Consider the following 17,339-nt stretch of genomic DNA (forward strand, 5'->3'; position numbering starts at 1 on the left):
TCAGGGAATTGGCGGGCCGGGCGGCTAGGACGGGGAGCCCGGCCCGGACGATGAGGTCGTCCGGGACTGCCCTGCGGGAACTGGGACAGTGATCCCTGTCGTCTCGGTCTTGAGGATCGTGGTGCGGGCTTTCCCTCGCTTGCTGAAGACGTCGTACGCGACGGCGATGACGATGATCAGTCCCATGACGATCTGCTGGATGTACGAGCCGACCCCGGTCAGGTTCATGATGTTGCCGAGGAGGCCGACGATCAGGGCGCCGGCGAGAGTGCCAATAGTGGTGCCTACTCCGCCGGAGAAGCTCGTTCCGCCGATGATCGGCGCCGTGATCGCCTGAAGTTCGTATCCGACTCCGGCGTTGGGGAGACCGGCGTTGACGCGGGACATAAAGATGACTCCCGCGATGCCGACCAGGACGCCGTTGACGATGAACGCCTGGTACTTCACTCGCTCGACGGGGATTCCTGCAGCGCGCGCCGCGACCTCGTTGCCGCCGACCGCGTAGACCGATCGTCCATACCGGGTCTGGTTCATGAAGTACCAGATGACGGCGGTGACAATGATCAGCACGAGCGCTGGGATCGGCAGCCATCCCATGGTGCCCTGGCCGATGATGATGAAGTTGCCGAGCTGAAGGACGTTCTGTCCTTCGGTGAGCTGCAGGACGGCTCCGCGCGCCATCAGCATCATGCCCAGCGTCACGATGAACGCCGGTGTCTTGAGCGTGGCGACGAGGAAGGCGTTGACGAGGTTGCAGGCCACGCCGATGGCAATCCCGACGATCACCGCCACGATCAGGTTGTTCGTCTGCTTGTACGCGAGGACCGACGCCACTCCGGCGAAGGCCATGACGGCTCCGGCGGAGAGGTCGATCATTCCGCTGATGATCAAGGTCATCGCTCCGTAGGCGAGGATCGTGATGACCGCGACCTGCCGTAGGACGTTGAGCAGATTGTCGGGGCTGAGGAAGTTGGGGCTGAGGAAGCTCGCGGCTACGAACACCACCGCGAGGATGATGAAGATGGAGTATCGGCTCGCATCGAGAGCCTTCAGTCTGGACAGCATTGTCATGCCACCTCGATTTCATTCATGGCGTACGTGAGGATGGTTTCCTGCGAGAACTGCTCAGGTTGCAGTTCAGCGGTGAGCTGCCCGGCCGCCATCACATAGATGCGGTCGCACATGCCAATCAGCTCGGGCAGCTCAGACGAGATCATCAAGATTCCCCGTCCTTGCTTGGCGAGGTCGGTCATGATCTTGTAGATCTCGACCTTGGCTCCGACGTCGATCCCGCGAGTGGGCTCGTCGAGGAGGAGGACCTTCGGGTCGGCGATCAGCCAGCGGGCTAGGAGGACCTTCTGCTGATTGCCTCCGCTGAGCGAGTCGATCCGCGTCTCGGAGCTGGGCGCCTTGACGTTCATCTTCGTGAAGTACTCGGCGACCAGTGCCTGCTCAGCGCGATGATGCGTGAAGCCGCCGTGCACAACCTTCTTCAGGCTCGCGAGCGTGGCGTTCTTCTTGATGCTCAGCTGAGGGATGATCCCGACGAGGCGGCGATCCTCCGACAGCATCGCCACACCGTTCTCGATCGATCGACGCGGGCTGCCGAGCGCGACTTCCTGCCCGTCGACCTCGATCGTCCCGGCATCGAGCGGGTCGAGACCGAAGGCGGCCCGGATGACCTCGCTCCGGCCAGCACCGATCAGACCCGCCAGTCCGACGATCTCGCCCGCCTTGATCTCGAAGCCGATGTTCTCGAACATGTCCCTGCTCGAGAGACCGGTCGCCTTGAAGACGGTCTTGCCGGTCTCGACCCGCTCTTTCGGATACTGCTGGTGGTTAAGGTCGCGGCCCACCATCTGCGCGATCACCTGACTCGGCGTGATTTCGGAGGACGGCTGGGAACTGACCACTGTGCCATCGCGCAGCACGGTGACGTCGTCGGCGAGCTCGAAGACCTCATCCATCTTGTGAGAGATGTAGATGATCGACTTCCCGGCCTCACGCAGAGCACGGATCTTCGCGAAGAGGGACTCGACCTCGCGGTGGGCGATCGCCGAAGTTGGCTCGTCCATCAGGATCACGTCGGCGCTGTGGTAGACGGCTCGCAGGATCTCAAGGGTCTGGATTTCGGACACCGTCAGGCTGCCCAGGCGCCGATTGACCGAGAGGGTGAGACCCTCGGCGCGCAGCACTTTCGTCGCCTCGGATCGGATGAACTTCCAGTCGATCCTGCCGAGCTTGCGCGGGAGTCGTCCGAGGAAGAAGCTCTCAGCGATCGACATGTCCGGGACGTAGTTGAGCTCCTGGGCGATCATCGCGATCCCGCGGCCGCGTGCGTCGATCGGGTTCTTGATCCGGACGTCCCCGCCACGTACCTGGATGACTCCGTCATCCGGCTGGTAGATGCCGTTGATGATCTTCATCAGCGTGGACTTGCCCGCGCCGTTCTCCCCGCACAGCGCGTGCACGGTGCCGGGTCGGACCGAGAAGGAGACGTCGTCGAGAGCTTTGACGCCCGGGAAGGACTTGGAGATGCCGGCAACTGAGAGCAGCGACTCCATCACTCGACACCTCGGACCGAAGGCTGGGCGATCTTACCGATCCCGGGGACGACCATCCTCTTCAATGAGTCCGAGGCTCCCTCGCCCGTGAGCGCCTCTTCGACCTGCTCGATCCCGTAGACGTGGGTCACGAGGGAATCGAGCTCGACCCGCCCGGAGGTGAGGAGAGCGCGGGCGATCGGCCAGGTGTTGGTGTACCGGAACGTGCCGGTCACCACGACTTCGCGCATAGCGATCTCCGGGACGGAGAGCGGAATCGTGTCGGCACTCCCGACGAGGACGACCGTTCCGCCCGCGCGCACGGAACGGATCCCGTTCAGAATGGCCGGGGTCGCACCTGAAGCGTCGATGAAGACGTGGGCGCGGAGACCCTCGGTCGGCTCGGCCGCCGGGTCGACCACTCGGGCGCCGTAGCCGGCCGCAAGCTCACGACGGGCGGGATTGATGTCGGCGACGACGACGTCCGAGGCGCCGAACGCGCGAGCGACCTGTGCCGCGATGACCCCGATGGGGCCGCCGCCCGCGATGAGGACCGTGTCGCCGACCTTGATGCCGCCCTTCTGGGCAGCGGCAATGCCAACGGACAGGGGCTCCATCAGGGCTGCAGCGTGGTCGCTGATTGAATCGGGGACGGCGTAGGCGAAGTCGTCCTGGATGAGAACGTACTCGCAGAAGGCGCCGTCGATCGGCGGAGTGGCGTAGAACTTCATGCTCGGGCAAAGGTTGTAGGCGCCTTCTCTGCAGAACTCGCAGCTGCGGCACGGGCGCTGCGGCTCGATCGCGACTCGCTCGCCGATCCGGGCGTCATCCACGTCGGACCCGACAGCGACGATGCGTCCGCTGGCCTCATGGCCAAGGATCATCGGAGCATCGACGATGAAGTCCGCGATGCGCCCGTGCTTGTAGTAGTGAACGTCGGATCCGCAGACCCCGACGCTGTGAACCTGTACGAGGACCTCGTCGTGAGCAGGGGTCGGGACGGCGCGCTCTTCGAGCGCGAGCTTGCCCTGACGGACGAGCACGCTGGCCCGCATGGTCGAAGGAACGGTCGGAGCAGTCATGCAGAGTCTTCTTCCTTAAGGGACGGGCTGAGAGGGGTGATGTTCTGCCCCAGCAGTGCGCGGCCAGAGACGGCGAAGTCCGCCCCGGCCAAGAAGCACGCGTCGGCAATCGGCCGTGTCACGCCGCCGTCCACTCCGACGCGAACGTGGGGTGCCCACGAACGGACCTTCTCGATGAGCGCATCGTCGGCCGACTGGGCGGTGCCGGGTTCGATCAGCATCACCAGTACTCCGGCGATGTCGAGGCGCTGGACGTCGTCGAGATCCGGGCTGTCGTGCGGCGCCAGGGCCAGCCATAGGTTGGGCGGGGAGTCGACTTGATGTATTGCCTGTCGAGTGGCGGCGACGAGGTCGTTCGATACGCAGATGCGCTGCGGACGCGCTCGAACGATCAACGGAATGTCGAGTGTGCCAAGAGCATCGGCGTGCACGATCGCATGCACGTCGATGAGCGCATCGGGATAGGTACTCCGCAGCTCTCCGAGAGCTTCTACGGGCACGCCGACCGAGGAACCGTCGGCATCGATGATGATGTCCACGTGCACCCAGGCACCCCGGGAGATCAGAGCCTCGGCGAACGCCATGCGGTCATCGTGCGCAGCCGAGTACAGGCTGCCGCCAATCCCCCCAGCGCCGAAGACGTCGATCCAAGCCTCGAGCTCGGTCCACGGATCCTCTCGGAGCACGCGGAGGCCGGCGCCCCGGTTCGGCGCCGGGTCGACGTTCTGCAGATGGTGGGCTACTTTGCCGCTCATGTGAGGCGATCCTGTTCTCAGGTGTGGAGAGAACAAGAGCGTGTCAGACCGGGTGAGCCACTCCAAACGAAATGCTCAATTGAGCAGCCCTGCTACACATCTGATGGATGTGCATCCGCTTCGTCGGCTGTCTATGACCGAGCTAGTAGCCGCTCCGCCGTCATCGCGTCGGTGATGAGTGTGGTGATGAAGCCAGCATCAAGGACAGCGCGGATCGCAGCCGTCTTGCGCGGGCCGCCGGCGACCGCGATGACCTCGGGGATTCTGCGGAGCTGAGCGAGGCTAATGGTCAGCGTGCGCTCACCGAGTTCGTCAAGACGCGAGCCGTCAGCGGTGTACAGCGATGCGCAGACCTCGGCACGAGCGCCGAGACCCGCCAGCCGCTCGCGTTCGACCGGTTGCAGGTTGTTGTACAGCTGCGACTCCGGCGGATCCCAGCTCCCGATCGCGACGACCCCCTTCGTGATTTCGCCGAATCGGGCGAACACCGACGAGATCTCCTCCTGTGACCGCAAGGACTGCGCCGTCTCCGCATCTGAAACGAGAAGTGGCGCGTAGATCGGTCGTGCGAGAGCGCCCGATAGTTGACTCACGGAGCGGACGACATCGCCCGCTGTCTCTCCCATCTCACCTGCCATCCCCGTCATCTGGACGATCTCTGCGGATGACAAACGCGTGAGGAAGTGGCTCATCGTGATCAAGGTGCGACCGGCACTTAGCCCCAGGACGTCGGTTTCGACGACGATGCTCTCGAGAAGCTCGGCCGCGACCCGCCCGAGTGACTCGCGAACGACTCGGTTCTCCTCGTTGGCCGTCTGGACTGCGAGCACCCGCTGGAGTCCGAAGGTGCTTCGCAGCCTCTCGGACAGCTCGGCGTTCACCGCACCGGGATCGGACACGGTGATGGTCACGAGCCCGCGTTCGCGGGCGTCGTCCAGGAGCTTTGCGACTCGGAACCGTGTAATGCCGAGTTCCTCCGCAATCTCGATCCGTGTTCGGTCGTCGAGATAGAAGCGTCGCGCCGCCAGGACCATCTTGACGTCGTCATCGATTCCCACGGAACACATTCGCCCTTCTCCTGTTGCTCGTCACACAGTAGAGGAGACGCACCCTGAGAGTGGGAGCGCGCACGCTGGTACGCAGACATTGTCAGAGGGGCCCGCGCGAACCGCCTGGACGCACCGCTCGGTTCGCGCACGGGGACACCAGCACGGGCGGGAACGTCACGGACCGAACGACGCAATTGGAACCGCACAGCTCAGCACTGCGATCGGTAGGACGACGAGGCCATCGAAGTGAACACCTGCACTCAGATGGTCGGTTTCAGCGGAAGCACGTTCTTGTTGCTCCTGCTTCAAAGGAACTGAATGCGACGACGTCTCGCGCTACTCCTGATTGTCGGTCCGGCAGACATGTGGCGCAACGGTGTCGTCACGCGAACTCGTGCGACAGAGCGATGAAGCGTCCTGCGTGCACTTGTCGTGGAGAAGCGCAGAGGGACGTCCTCAGGTTGACCGCGATGCGTTTTCGCTAGCTCTCAGTTCTGAGCCATTCGAGGGCGCCCGCAAGTAGGGCGAGGTGTCCTCGCGAGGTGAAGGAGGCTGCATTATGGCCGAGCGCGTCATAGACGGTGCGGCCGCCTCCGGCACGCTCGAGAGCCCAGGCGATCGGGTGATCCCGCCCTTCGTCGTGGTGGGTGGCGAGGACCTGGGCGGCGGGATCCACCTCGAGCAGGGAGTAGCGCTCGTCCTCGACGTCGAAGTCGGTGACGTGCTCGATCGCCGGATGCGGTTCGGTGGCGCGCTGGATGCGGGCGGGCCCGAAGTCCGGGTGCTTCGAGACACCGCGGATCCAGCGGCCGCCGAGAAGGGCCGGCCACTCCGGCGCGTCGATGAAGGTGGTCGAGCTGACGTGGATCCCGAGGACCGGCGTCGCGGAGCGCTCGATGAGCGCGAGCGCAGACCTGCCCTCCGGGCTCGGCGTGGGCTGTCCGTCCCGAGGGAGACCAGAGTTGACGACGAGCAGATCGGGCACCGTGACGCGGCCGGTTGCGATGTCCGAGAGTGCTCGGTCGACGTCCCCTCGGACCTCGACTCGGTGGCCGCGCGCCGTGAGGACCGCGACCAGCGCGGATGTCGTCTCGGCGAACGGATGCCAGGGGTCGCTGTACCTGCCCTCGCCCGTCAGCAGAAGAGTCGTCACGAGGAGCCCTGGCGCGCCCCGCCCACCCCTCCGGCCCCGATCTCCGACGCGTCGACGGGCTCCGCGCGCAGGCGGAATCCGGAGAAGTCGGCGGTGAAGGCCGCGTCGACCAGGTCGACGACGTCGAGGCCGGCGAACGCTCCGGTGAAGCGCAGGCGCGGGCCGTGGTCGTCGGAGAGGAAGGTGACGTCCACGGCCTCCCCGATGCGGGTGGGCGTCGTGTGCACCGCCCCGGCCGACAGGATCGCGAGGGGTCCGTCGAGGTCGGCGCGGAGGGTGACCGGGCCGGTCTCCGGGAATGCGCGGACAGCGAGGACGGTCTGCCCGTCCGGGTCGCGTCGGGTGAGGACGAGGGCGCGGTGGCCTCGTCCTTCCCACTGCTGACCGCGCTGCGGCTCCCCGTCGGGTTCCCGCCAGGTGATGTGCAGCGAGAGGTAGGCGTCGGTGTTGTACCAGAGCACCAGCCCGGCGGCCTGGGTGAAGGAGGTCGGGTCCGCGTCGACCGTGACGCTGACGGTCGTCCGGTGCTCGGTGAGGGGCTGGCCGATCAGGCTGTGCTCGCGGAGCGATTCAGGACCCTGGCGCCCGCGCAGTCGGATCCATCCCGGTCGTGCGTCCTGGTCGATCCAGTCCCGCGAGGCGGGCGTCCGCAGCGTCCGCCACGGCCAGGGCAGGAGCGACTGCGGAGGCGTCGGACCGGCAGCGGAGTGCGGGACGTCCGGCACGTCGAGTTCGATCCTCGGATGCCAGCCGCCTCCTTTCAGCCGGGGCCAGCCGTCCCGCCACTCGATCTCCTGCAGGGCGCTCTCCCGGCCGAGGGTGTTGAACGCGCCGTCCTCCGTGCGGATCGGTCGGCTGACGAGGTGGCCGAGGTACCAGCGCCCTGACGGCGTCCGGATCAGTTCTCCGTGCCCGGCCTTCTGAAGGGGCAGGTCGAGAGCGTCGCGGGTCGTGAGCAGGGGGACGTCGTCGACCTCGTAGGGTCCGTGGAGTGAACGGCTCCGGGCCATGAGGACCCCGTGCTCGATCCCGGTTCCCCCCTCGGCGAGGGCGAGCACGAACCAGCCGTCGTGATGGATGATCTTGGGTCCTTCGACGAGGTCGGGACGCTGCAGCAGGAGCGAGGTCGGGCCCGTCGTGCGGAGGACCCCGCCGTCGTCCACCAGCTCGGTGAGGACGATGCCGTCGAAGCGGTTCCCTCCGGGGCGGTGGTCGTTCTGGATGTTCACCAGCCAGTGCCGGCCCTCGTGATGGAACAGCGACGGATCGAACCCGAGACCGCTCACACGCTGCGGCTCGGACCACTCGCCGGGGAGACCGTCCACCTCCGGAGCGCGAGCGATGTAGGTCGCGAGGTTGAAGTACGGGCTCTGCAGCGACTCCACGATCGAGTAGACCACCCAGAACACGCCGTCCGCGGAGGAGAGAGCGGGCGCCCAGATCCCGGCCGAGTCCGGGTAGCCCGTCAGCGACCGGCCGGGTGCCGCCGACTCGACTGCACCGTGGAACTCCCACGTCGCGAGATCCCGCGATCGCTGGATCGGGATCGTGGGGAACCACTCGAAGGAGCTGACCGCGAGCAGGTACCAGTCCCCGACGCGGAGGAAGGAGGGATCGGGCGAGAACCCGCGGACCACGGGATTGGCCGTCGTCACCATCACGCCCTCCTGTCGATGTGGAGGACCCGAGCGCTCGGGCCGGGAGCAGTGCGCACTTGCACGAGGCCGTCCGCGGCGCCGATGTCCCACTCGGAGTCACCGCGCGGGAAGGCGATCGTCGGGCTCCCGTCGACGCGGAGGGAGAACTCCGCGGCGTGCTCGCCGCGGTCCCAGACGAACAGCAGCACGTCATCACCGTCACGGAAGCCGACGACGACGAGCTCGTCCTCCCAGCCGGGCAGCCCGAGGGGCCAGAACGGCGTGGAGCGCGCCAGGAGCAGCCGGTGCTCCTTCGCGAAGGCCACCGCGCCGGCGACCAGCGCGGACTGCGACGGCCGCAGCCGGTCGAGGAAGCCCGAGAGGATGAGACGCCCCGGCAGTCCCGTGACGAGGGTGAACACCGTCTCCTCCTCGGTCATCCCGGCGCTCGGATAGGCCCAGTTGCCGCTCTGCTCGGGGAGGACCGCCGCGGGTGATGCGGCGGCGATGACGGGGTAGCGGAGGAAGTCCTGCTGGTCCGACGTCGACTGCAGGTCGTTCTCGACGAGGTAGGCGTAGTCCATCCGCATCGCTCCGGAGGAGCAGTTCTCGAGGATCAGATCCGGATGCCGCTCGCGGATGCCCGTCAACCAGCCGACGAAGGCCCGGCTGTGCGCGAGGAGGCCGTCGCCGGCCGCCGTGGCGTCCCGCTCGGTCCCCGCTCCCGGGTTGATGTTGTAGTCGAGCTTGAGGTATCCGATGCCGTAGTCGTGGACGAGTCCGTCCACGACCGCGTCGAGATGGGCCCGGGCGGCCGGGTGCCGGAAGTCGAGGTGGTAGCGCTCGTGCTCGACGACTCGGGCGCCGAAGCGCTGGAAGAACGCCTCCTCGGGCAGGCTGCTCGCCATCGGACTCGTGACTCCGACCACCTCGGGCTCCAGCCAGGTTCCGGCGATCATCCCGGCTGACCTGATCTCGTCGAGGATCGAGAGGAATCCGCCGTCGAAGCGGTCCGGGTCCTCGGCCCACTCCCCCACCGAGTTCCACCAGTCGCCGGGCCCGGCGAACCAGCCGGCATCGATGCAGAACACCTCGGCGCCCGCCGTAGCCGCTCCCGCGATGAGGGGTCGGAGCTTCTCGCTCGTCGGGTCCCCCATCAGCGTGTTCATGAAGTCGTTGTAGATCACCGGCAGACCGCGGATCCCGCCGTGGCGGGCGACGAGCCACCGCCGGTAGAGCGTGAGCTCGGTCAGCGCCTCGTCTCTCGCCCCGTCGACGACGACCACGGCGGCGGGCGCGGCGGTGAACGAGTCACCGGGGGCGAGGCAGTGGGCGAAGTGGTGCTCGAGGTCCGCGGGACCGGTCAGGCTCAGGAAGCCCCCGTCCAGGGTGGATCCGAGGGACCACTGCCAGGCCGTGCCCGATTCGATCTGCCAGGCGAGGCTCGACGAGGTGCCCGGATCGACGACGACGCCGAGCGGGAGGTGCTCTCCGGTCGGCCAGGCGCCGTGGCTGGTCAGGGCGAACCGGCCCCGGCCGTCCTGCGCGTGGATGCCCAGCGAGAGCGCGGGGACCCGGTCGCGGAGGCGGTCCTCGTACCAGCGGCTCTCGGCCAGCCACTCGCTGTCGGCCCACGCGAGCACCATCGGGTCGAGGTCGGCTTCGGCGTGGCCGATGCCGACCACCGCCGACGTGACGGCCGTCAGAACGACAGGCGCTGAGCCCGCGTTCACGACGTGCTGCGTGATCCGGAGCGCGCGGAGACCGCGCGGCCGGGTGAACGTGCTCACGACGCGCACTCCCGTCCGCTGGTCGGACTGAGTGACGGTCACCTCCACGGCGTCCTCCCGCTCCCTCTCGACGAGGGAGTCCTGCCGGAGACGCTCCCCGACGGCGGAGCGGACGTAGCTCTGGCTCGTCCGAGCGCGCTGCTCGTCGGCGGTGAACACCTCGACGACGGGCCGCCAGGACACCAGCGAGGGGGCGGTGCCGGCGAACCCGCCGAACTCGACGGGGCCGTCGAGCCCTCCCCGAAGGAGGATCCCGGCGTCCGTACCGTCGCCGGCCGACGGTACGGACGTCTGCTGCACGGAGTCCCCGCTCATGCGATCGTCGCGAGCGACTCGGCGGCCACGGGGAACGCGGGCGGGAGTCCGTCGCGCAACCGCCTCGCCTCCTCCAGCACGGCCTCCCCGAGGAGGAGCAGCTCGGTCCCGCGGGACCCGGCGATGTGCGGAGTGACGAGCACGTTCGGGAAGGCGAAGAACGGATGGTCCTCGTTCAGCGGCTCGGGATCCGTCACGTCGAGCACGGCGTCCAGTCGACCGCTGCGCAGTTCCCCGAGGAGCGCGTCCTGGTCGACCAGCGCCTGCCTCGCCGTATTGATGAAGGTCGCGCCGTCGCCCAGGAGGGCGAACTCCCGCCGACCGAGCAGACCTCGCGTCGAGGGCAGGTCTGGCGCGTGCAGGGAGACGACCCGCGACCGCGTCAGCAGCTCGTCGAGCTCGACCTTCTCGACACCGAGCACGGCGGCCTCGTCGTGAGACAGATACGGGTCGGACACCAGCACCCGGTACGAGAACGGGCCGAGGAGGCGGATGAGATGCCGTCCGGTGCGCGACGCTCCGATGATCCCCACTGTGGAACGGTAGGCGCCGATCTGCGGGTACTCGTTCTCGAGGTCGATGGAGGACTGGCGGCGGGCGTACTCCTGCGCGATCGGCAGCACCTTCTTCCCCGCCAGGAGGACCATCGCGAGGGCGTACTCGGCGACCGGGACTGCGTTCGCGTCGGCCGCGGTCGTCACGAGGATCCCGCGGTCCCACACCTCGGGGGTGGTCATGCCCTTCACGGAACCGCCGGCGTGCAGGATCGCTCGCAGCCGGGGCATGCGGTCGAGGACACGACCGTCGACCGCGGGGGCGAACCATCCTGTGACGAGCACCTCGATATCGGCCAGGACCTCGTCGGATTCGCTCGAGTAGTCCGAGACGGTCCGGGTCAGATCGATGTCGACGAGCCGTTCGAGCTCGCGCGCGAGCCGGTCGTCGAACAAGCGGTACTGCAGGTCGGGCTGCATCGCCAATGCCGCTTTCATGCGGATGCTCCTTGTCTTCCCACCGCACAGGGGCGGCGGTGATGGCTGGGTGAGGTGCGAACGGGTGCGCTGAGTGGAACGCGCTCTCTTGGTAGAATTCGCGAAGAATCAGGGGACGAGCGAGGGAATCGATGCCGCAAGAGGGAACCGCTATCCGCACCGGCCCTGCCACCCTGGAGGACGTCGCCGCTCTGGCGGGTGTGTCGAGGGCGACCGCGTCCCGGGTCCTGAACCCGTCCGCCCGGACGGTGGGCGCGGCGAACCGGAAGAAGGTGGAGGCCGCGGCGGCCGAGCTGGGATACGTGGTCAACGCCTCCGCGCAGACCATCGCGAGAGGCCGCTCCGACAGCATCGCGTTCGTCGTGAACGCGATCCCGGACGACTACCTCTCCCCCATCGCCGCCGGCGTCTTCCACGCCGCCGATGCCGCCGACCTCATGGTGACGATGGTCTCCACGAACGAGAGCGCGGCGCGTGCGCGGCGCATCATCTCGGTGTTCCGCGGGCTGCGTCCCCGCCTCCTGATACTCGCCGGCAGCAGGCACGTCGACGACGCTGCCTTCGGACCCGTCGTCGACGAACTCCGCGCCTTCGAGGCCGACGGCGGCCGCGTCGTGGTCATCGGGCAGGTGGGGCTCCCCTTCGACACCGTCTCGATCGACAACGTCGGCGTCGGCCGGGCAATCGCCCGCGCCTTCCTCGACCTCGGCTACGAGCAGTTCACCGTCTTCGCCGGACCGGCCAAGGCCGTCACGCCGCGCGACCGGGCGGACGGCATCCTGGCGGAGTTCGCCGACGCCGGCATCCACCTCCCGCCCGATCGCATCATCACCGGCGCGTTCTCCCGAGAGGGCGGCTACGTCGCGGCCGGCGAGTTCCTCCGGCGCCGCAGCGACACGGAGGCGATCCTCGCGACAGCGGACGCCGTCGCCCTCGGTGCGATCGCCCGCTTGCGCGAAGCCGGCGTGAAGCTCCCCGGCGACGTCGCGATCTCCGGGGTGGACGACCTCCTCGCGCTGCGGGACGTGACGCCCGCGCTCACGACCGTCCGCCTCCCCTGGAACGAGGTGGGCGTGATCGCGCTCGAGCTCGGCCTCGAGCCGGCGCCGACGGACGGGCCCCGCACTCGCACGCTCTCCGGTCATGTCGTCCTCCGGGAGAGCAGCCCCCGCCTCGTCCCCGGCGGGTGACGGCTCGTGACGAGGCCCGGTGAGCGCGCTCCCGATGGCGACCATCGTCGCGCGGAGGTCCGCGCGGTCGCGGAGGGGCAGCGCACTCACCGGTCGCCTCACTTCGCCGCGAGGTAGGCGTTCGCCTGCTTCTCGAGCTCGGCCTGCACCTTGTCGAGACCGGCGGCCTCGACCGCCTTCTTGAGGTCGTCGAGGCCCTTGTCGACGTCGACCGCGCCCGCGTAGAGCGGATTGCCGTACTGCGCCAGCGCCTGGGTGATCTGCGCGTTCTCGGCCTCGACCGGGGCGAGGTCGGGGATGAACGAGGCGAACGGATCCGTCGTGAAGTTCTCGTAGTCCTTCGCCCAGAGGAAGTTCTGCTTCTCGGACTCGGCGATGGTGCTCGAGAGACGCTCGAGCGGGACGCGCCAGCTGAGGGCGTAGCCGGGGAAGTTGTTGTAGTCCGAGATCGACTCGAAGCTGTCCTCGCCCACGGCGTTCCAGTCCTTCCCCTCGACGCCGTACTCCAGAAGGTCGTGGTTCTCGGCGATGGAGACCCAGTCGAGCAGCTGCAGCGCCTGCTCCTGGTTCTTGCTCGCCTTGTTGACGACGACGATGTTGTCGGCCTGGAACAGCTGGTTCGGCTTCGCGTCGAGCCCCTCGGCGAAGGGCATGACGTCCAGCAGGGAGGCGCCGGGCACGGCCTTGAGCAGGCCGGGCAGGTTGGTGGTGGTCGCGGTGCCGTCCGTGATGGCCCAGGTCGAGGCTGCAGCTCCGCTCTGGAACTGGGACTGGACCGTCGCCGCGTCGATGTTGAGCATGTCCGCGTTGATGATGCCGTCGAGGTAGTACTGGCGGGTCGCGCGCAGGGCTTCGACGTACGGCTCGTGCTCCCAGAACGGGACGAGCTTCGAGGACCCGGTGGCGGTGGCGTCGGCGGCGGGGACGAACATGAGCGAGTCGGCCGAGAAGTAGACCGGGATCATGTCGGGCTTCTCCCAGCCCTGACGGTAGAACACGCCCGTGGGTGCGCCGATGGACGAGAAGGTGCTGAGCCGCGCCACGTAGGGGGTGATGCCCTCCTTCTGCTTGACGTCGTACCAGAACTTCTCGAGAGCGTCGTAGGAGTCGATGGTGCCGCCGGCGTACGTGTCCGCGAGGTCCCCGCGCACGCTGTAGTGGTGGATGCGTCCGGCCGAGTTGACCGCCGGCACGCCGTACAGCTCTCCGTCGCTCCAGCGGTTGGCTTCGAGAGCCTCGGTCGAGATCGTCGAGGCGAGGTTCGAGTACGTTCCGGAAGCGAGCTGCGAGCTCAAACCGGTGAGGGCCCCGTCCGAGATCAGCTTCGAGATGTTCAGCCAGCGGGCGCTGAGCGCCGTCGCGAAGTTCTCGCCGGCGGTGAACTTGAGGAGCGACTGGTTGGAGTAGTTCTGCCAGTTGATGAACTCGGGCTTGATGGTGAAGCCCTGGTCCTTCTCGAGCTTCGTGTTGACCGCGGCGAGGACGGCGCTCCAGCCGGTGGGTGCGACGCCCGGCAGCAGCAGGCTGAGCTCGCTCGACGAGCCGGAGGAGCCGCCTCCGCCCGTGCAGGCGGCGAGGGAGAGCAGCGCGGCTGCGCCGGCTCCTCCCGCGAGGAAGCCGCGCCGGGAGAAGCCGCGACCAGCAGCAGTGGTGATCGGTGCCATGAGGAGTTCCTTTCGAATGTGATCGCCGGCTGCCGAGTGCAGGCTCGGTCGGCGGGCCTCCGTGAGGGGGAGGTCGCGTGGGTGGAGAGCTGCGAGAGGGGCGTCAGCCCTTCGTCGCTCCGAGGGTGAGGCCCTTGACGAAGTACCGCTGGGCGAAGGGGTAGGCGAAGAGGATGGGGGCGATCGTCACGACCGTCATGGCGAGGCGGATCTGGTAGGCGGGTGCCGTTCCCGTCTGCGACAGGTTGTTGGCGTTGCCGATGCTCGCGATGAGGTTCTGCAGCACGAGCTGGAGCGGGTACTGGTCGACGTCCGTGATGAACAGCAGGGCGTGGAACCAGTCGTTCCAGTAGGTGACCCCGTAGAACAGGGCGATGACGGCGAGCACCGGCTTCGAGAGCGGAAGCACGATCTGGAAGAAGACGCGCAGCTCGCCCGCGCCGTCGATCTTCGCCGAGTCGAGGATCTCGACGGGGACGGCCCTGAAGAAGGACACCTGCACGAAGACGAGGAAGGGAGCGAGTGCGAGAGGCAGGATCACGGAGAAGAGGGAGTTCTGCAGCTGCAGCACCTGCGTGACCAGGATGTAGAGCGGGACGAGCCCTCCGGTGAAGAGCATGGGGATGTAGGCGAACACGGCGAGCGACGTGCTCAGGCGCGGAAGACCGCGCGCGATGACCCAGCTGATGCCGGAGGTCGCCGCGAGCGCGATCGCGGTTCCGACGACGGTGATGAAGATCGACGCGCCGTACGCCATCCACAGCCGGCCCCCCGCGAAGAGAGTCGCATAGGCCTCGACCGAGAACGGGGTGGGCCAGAACGAGTACCCGGTGCGGGAGAGCACGGATTCGTCGGTGAAGGATCCGGCGACGACCATCCAGAACGGGATCAGGCAGGCGAGAGCGAACAGCGACGTCCCCACGTAGCTGATGATCGTGAACGTCTCCGGACGGCGGCGGGGTCGACTCGGCACGGTCGTCGGCGTCCCCTGGTCATCGGGGACGGCCGTCGGGACATCGGGGGTCAGGACAGTGCTCATAGCAGCGAGGTCTCCTTGGCGTAGCGCCGCTGCACGAGCGTCGCGAGGACGACGAGGACGAATCCGACGACGGACTGGAACAGCCCGATCGCCGCGGTGGTCCCGAAGTCGCCCAGGGTTCTGAGGGAACGGAAGACGTAGGTGTCGATGACGTCGGTGGACGAGAAGAGAGTCCCGTTGTCACCGACGATCGCGTAGATGGTGCCGAAGTCTCCGTAGAAGATGCGTCCGACGCCGAGGACGAGCAGGATCGCCGCGGTCGGCATGAGCAGCGGCGTGGTGATGCGCAGGGCCATCTGCCAGCGCGATGCTCCGTCGATCTGGCCGGCCTCGTACACCTCCTCGGGGATCGCGGTGAGCGCCGCGAGGAAGATCACCGAGAGGTACCCGCCCTGCTGCCACACCTTGACGATGGTGAGGATCCACGGCCACGGACCGGGCTCGGTGTACCAGCTGATCGACGGTGCTCCGAAGACGTTCAGCATGTCGTTCACCATGCCGCCGCGCCCGCCGACCCCGGCGAGGTAGGACTGCAGGAAGATGCTGACCACGATGGGCGAGACGAAGTACGGGATGAAGATCACCGACTGCAGGAACTTCTTCGTCGTCTTCCCGCGGATCTCGTTGAGCATCAGCGCGAGGAGGATCCCGGAGAGGAGCGTCGCTGCGAGGAAGAGGACGTTGAGGAACAGGGTGTTGGCGAGGATCCGGCCGGCGTCGCCCGAGGTGAAGAAGAAGGCGAAGTTGTCGAATCCGACGAACGGCGAGCCGAAGATCCCCGAGCTGACGGAGAAGTCCTGGAACGCCACGATCAGGCCGGCCATCGGCGCGTAGGAGAACACCAGGAACAGGATGATCGCGGGCACCGCGAGGATCACGAGACCGTAGTCCCGCGGCTGGCGTCCCCCGTCGCCGAGGCGCTTGGGCCGGCGACCCTGCTTCCGGCTGACGGCGACATCCGCTCCCAGCGCCGACTGGTGGCCGTCCGTGGTGATGGTGGTCGTCATCGCGTCCACTCCGCACCGGGCCCGCTCGATCCGCGCTCGTGGGCGCGGCACGCGGAAGGCGGCCTCGTTGTCTTCAGCATCATTGCTCCTTGTGGTCCTGGGACGCCGGCCGGTCGGATCTCCTCCGCCGGAATGCGTTTTCCAATAGTGGAGCCGCTCCGTTCCCGATGTCAAGGAAAGCCGCGTAAAATAGCGCCGTGACTGATGGAGAGCGGTATCCAGACGCATCCTACGCCTCCTTGGTGAACTCTCTGCCGGCGGAGTGGGTCCGTGCCGGCGGTGCGGCCCTGCGCGTCCGCCGCTTCCCGGGCCGAGCGGGGCGCCGCTTCGTCCTCGTGCACGGATGGGGCTGCAGCTCGGCGAGCTGGGACGAGTCGATCGAGGGGCTCCTCGACCTGGGCGACGTGGTCACGCTGGACCTCCGCGGTCACGGCGGATCGGAGGCCGGCTCCGCCCGCGCCTCGATCCCGCGCTTGGCGAGCGACGTGCTCGAGGTCGTCGACACGCTCGGTCCGGGCAGGGTCACGCTGATCGGCCACTCGATGGGTGGCGCGGTGGTCACAGCAGCCGCGGTGTCCGAGCCGCGCTCGATCGACTCGCTCGTCGTGATCGATCCCGCCTACGGGGCGGACGACGAGGAGATGGGCAGTGCGCCGGCGCGGCTGCACGAGTACCGAGCCGCCGGTCCCGCGAAGGCCGCGGCCGACGTCGGCCGAGCGTTCTCCTCCGATGCCCCCGAAGCCCTGATCGGCAGGGCGCGGAAGGACCTGCTGCGTGCGTCCCCTCGCGTGCTCGCCGACGCCTTCGAGTCGCTCTACCTCGCTCCGGAGTCGTTCGGCGCGGCTGACGCCGCCGTCGAGTATCTGCGGAGCCGACGCCTGCCGACGCTCGCGCTGTACCCGACCCGCGACCGCGCGGCGACGGAGCACCGCGCTGCCGACGGGAGCGGCCCGGTCTCGATCCGCATCGCCCCCGTCCAGAGCCACTTCCTCCATGAGGAGGCGCCGACATGGTTCGTGTCCACCGTCCGCGACTGGACCGCTGGTGCAGACCTCCCACCTCCGACCCGGTGATCGGGCGACGCTGCCGTTGCCGACGTGAGCGGATGCGCTCCGTGCAGCAA

General features: G+C 67.7%; 14 protein-coding genes. 2 read left to right on the plus strand and 12 right to left on the minus strand.

Annotated features, from left to right (window positions below; all coding sequences use genetic code 11):
* Positions 1-24 precede the first annotated feature (24 nt).
* The 9 genes from NB037_RS02320 to NB037_RS02360 all read right to left on the minus strand — a co-directional run bounded on the left by NB037_RS02320 (position 25) and on the right by NB037_RS02360 (position 11,316).
* The gene (locus NB037_RS02320) at positions 25-1,065 is read right to left on the minus strand and encodes an ABC transporter permease (protein WP_251943276.1); all 1,041 of its coding nucleotides are present in this window, start codon (positions 1,063-1,065) and stop codon (positions 25-27) included.
* 2 nt (positions 1,066-1,067) lie between these two features.
* Positions 1,068-2,564: a sugar ABC transporter ATP-binding protein gene (locus NB037_RS02325; RefSeq protein WP_251943278.1), complete on the minus strand. Its 1,497-nt coding sequence runs from the start codon at positions 2,562-2,564 to the stop codon at positions 1,068-1,070.
* On the minus strand, positions 2,564-3,625 hold the full coding sequence (locus NB037_RS02330) for an NAD(P)-dependent alcohol dehydrogenase (RefSeq protein WP_251943280.1): 1,062 nt from the start codon (positions 3,623-3,625) through the stop codon (positions 2,564-2,566). Before NB037_RS02330 ends, NB037_RS02325 begins: the two co-directional genes overlap by 1 nt.
* Positions 3,622-4,380, minus strand: a complete 759-nt coding sequence (locus NB037_RS02335) for a beta/alpha barrel domain-containing protein (protein WP_251943282.1) — start codon at positions 4,378-4,380, stop codon at positions 3,622-3,624. The genes NB037_RS02330 and NB037_RS02335 overlap by 4 nt, the downstream gene beginning before the upstream one ends.
* 131 nt (positions 4,381-4,511) lie before the next feature.
* A complete protein-coding gene (locus tag NB037_RS02340) occupies positions 4,512-5,438 on the minus strand; it encodes a sugar-binding transcriptional regulator (protein WP_251943284.1) in 927 nt (308 codons plus the stop codon).
* A 472-nt stretch (positions 5,439-5,910) separates the two neighbouring features.
* The gene (locus NB037_RS02345; RefSeq protein WP_251943285.1) at positions 5,911-6,582 is read right to left on the minus strand and encodes a ThuA domain-containing protein; all 672 of its coding nucleotides are present in this window, start codon (positions 6,580-6,582) and stop codon (positions 5,911-5,913) included.
* Entirely contained in the window at positions 6,579-8,240 is a 1,662-nt protein-coding gene (locus NB037_RS02350) for a glycoside hydrolase family 43 protein (RefSeq protein WP_251943287.1), read from the minus strand. Before NB037_RS02350 ends, NB037_RS02345 begins: the two co-directional genes overlap by 4 nt.
* The gene (locus tag NB037_RS02355) at positions 8,240-10,324 is read right to left on the minus strand and encodes a glycoside hydrolase family 36 protein (RefSeq protein ID WP_251943289.1); all 2,085 of its coding nucleotides are present in this window, start codon (positions 10,322-10,324) and stop codon (positions 8,240-8,242) included. The genes NB037_RS02350 and NB037_RS02355 overlap by 1 nt, the downstream gene beginning before the upstream one ends.
* Complete coding sequence (locus NB037_RS02360; RefSeq protein ID WP_251943293.1) at positions 10,321-11,316, minus strand: hydroxyacid dehydrogenase; 996 nt, start codon at positions 11,314-11,316, stop codon at positions 10,321-10,323. The genes NB037_RS02355 and NB037_RS02360 overlap by 4 nt, the downstream gene beginning before the upstream one ends.
* A gap of 131 nt (positions 11,317-11,447) precedes the next feature.
* Here NB037_RS02360 and NB037_RS02365 point away from each other — a divergent pair, with 131 nt between their 5' ends.
* Positions 11,448-12,506 carry a LacI family DNA-binding transcriptional regulator gene (locus NB037_RS02365; RefSeq protein WP_251943295.1) on the plus strand — a complete coding sequence of 353 codons (1,059 nt, stop codon included), beginning with the start codon at positions 11,448-11,450 and terminating at the stop codon, positions 12,504-12,506.
* Between the two features lie 98 nt (positions 12,507-12,604).
* Here the strand turns inward: NB037_RS02365 and NB037_RS02370 are convergent, their stop codons facing one another.
* The 3 genes from NB037_RS02370 to NB037_RS02380 form a co-directional block, all read right to left on the minus strand.
* Entirely contained in the window at positions 12,605-14,170 is a 1,566-nt protein-coding gene (locus NB037_RS02370) for an ABC transporter substrate-binding protein (RefSeq protein ID WP_251943297.1), read from the minus strand.
* Between the two features lie 103 nt (positions 14,171-14,273).
* Positions 14,274-15,209, minus strand: a complete 936-nt coding sequence (locus NB037_RS02375) for a carbohydrate ABC transporter permease (protein ID WP_251943299.1) — start codon at positions 15,207-15,209, stop codon at positions 14,274-14,276.
* A complete protein-coding gene (locus NB037_RS02380) occupies positions 15,206-16,216 on the minus strand; it encodes an ABC transporter permease (RefSeq protein ID WP_251943300.1) in 1,011 nt (336 codons plus the stop codon). Before NB037_RS02380 ends, NB037_RS02375 begins: the two co-directional genes overlap by 4 nt.
* A gap of 242 nt (positions 16,217-16,458) precedes the next feature.
* Here NB037_RS02380 and NB037_RS02385 point away from each other — a divergent pair, with 242 nt between their 5' ends.
* Complete coding sequence (locus NB037_RS02385) at positions 16,459-17,289, plus strand: alpha/beta fold hydrolase (RefSeq protein WP_251943302.1); 831 nt, start codon at positions 16,459-16,461, stop codon at positions 17,287-17,289.
* Positions 17,290-17,339 lie beyond the last annotated feature (50 nt).

Source organism: Rathayibacter rubneri, assembly GCF_023743255.1.
Lineage (GTDB): Bacteria > Actinomycetota > Actinomycetes > Actinomycetales > Microbacteriaceae > Rathayibacter > Rathayibacter rubneri.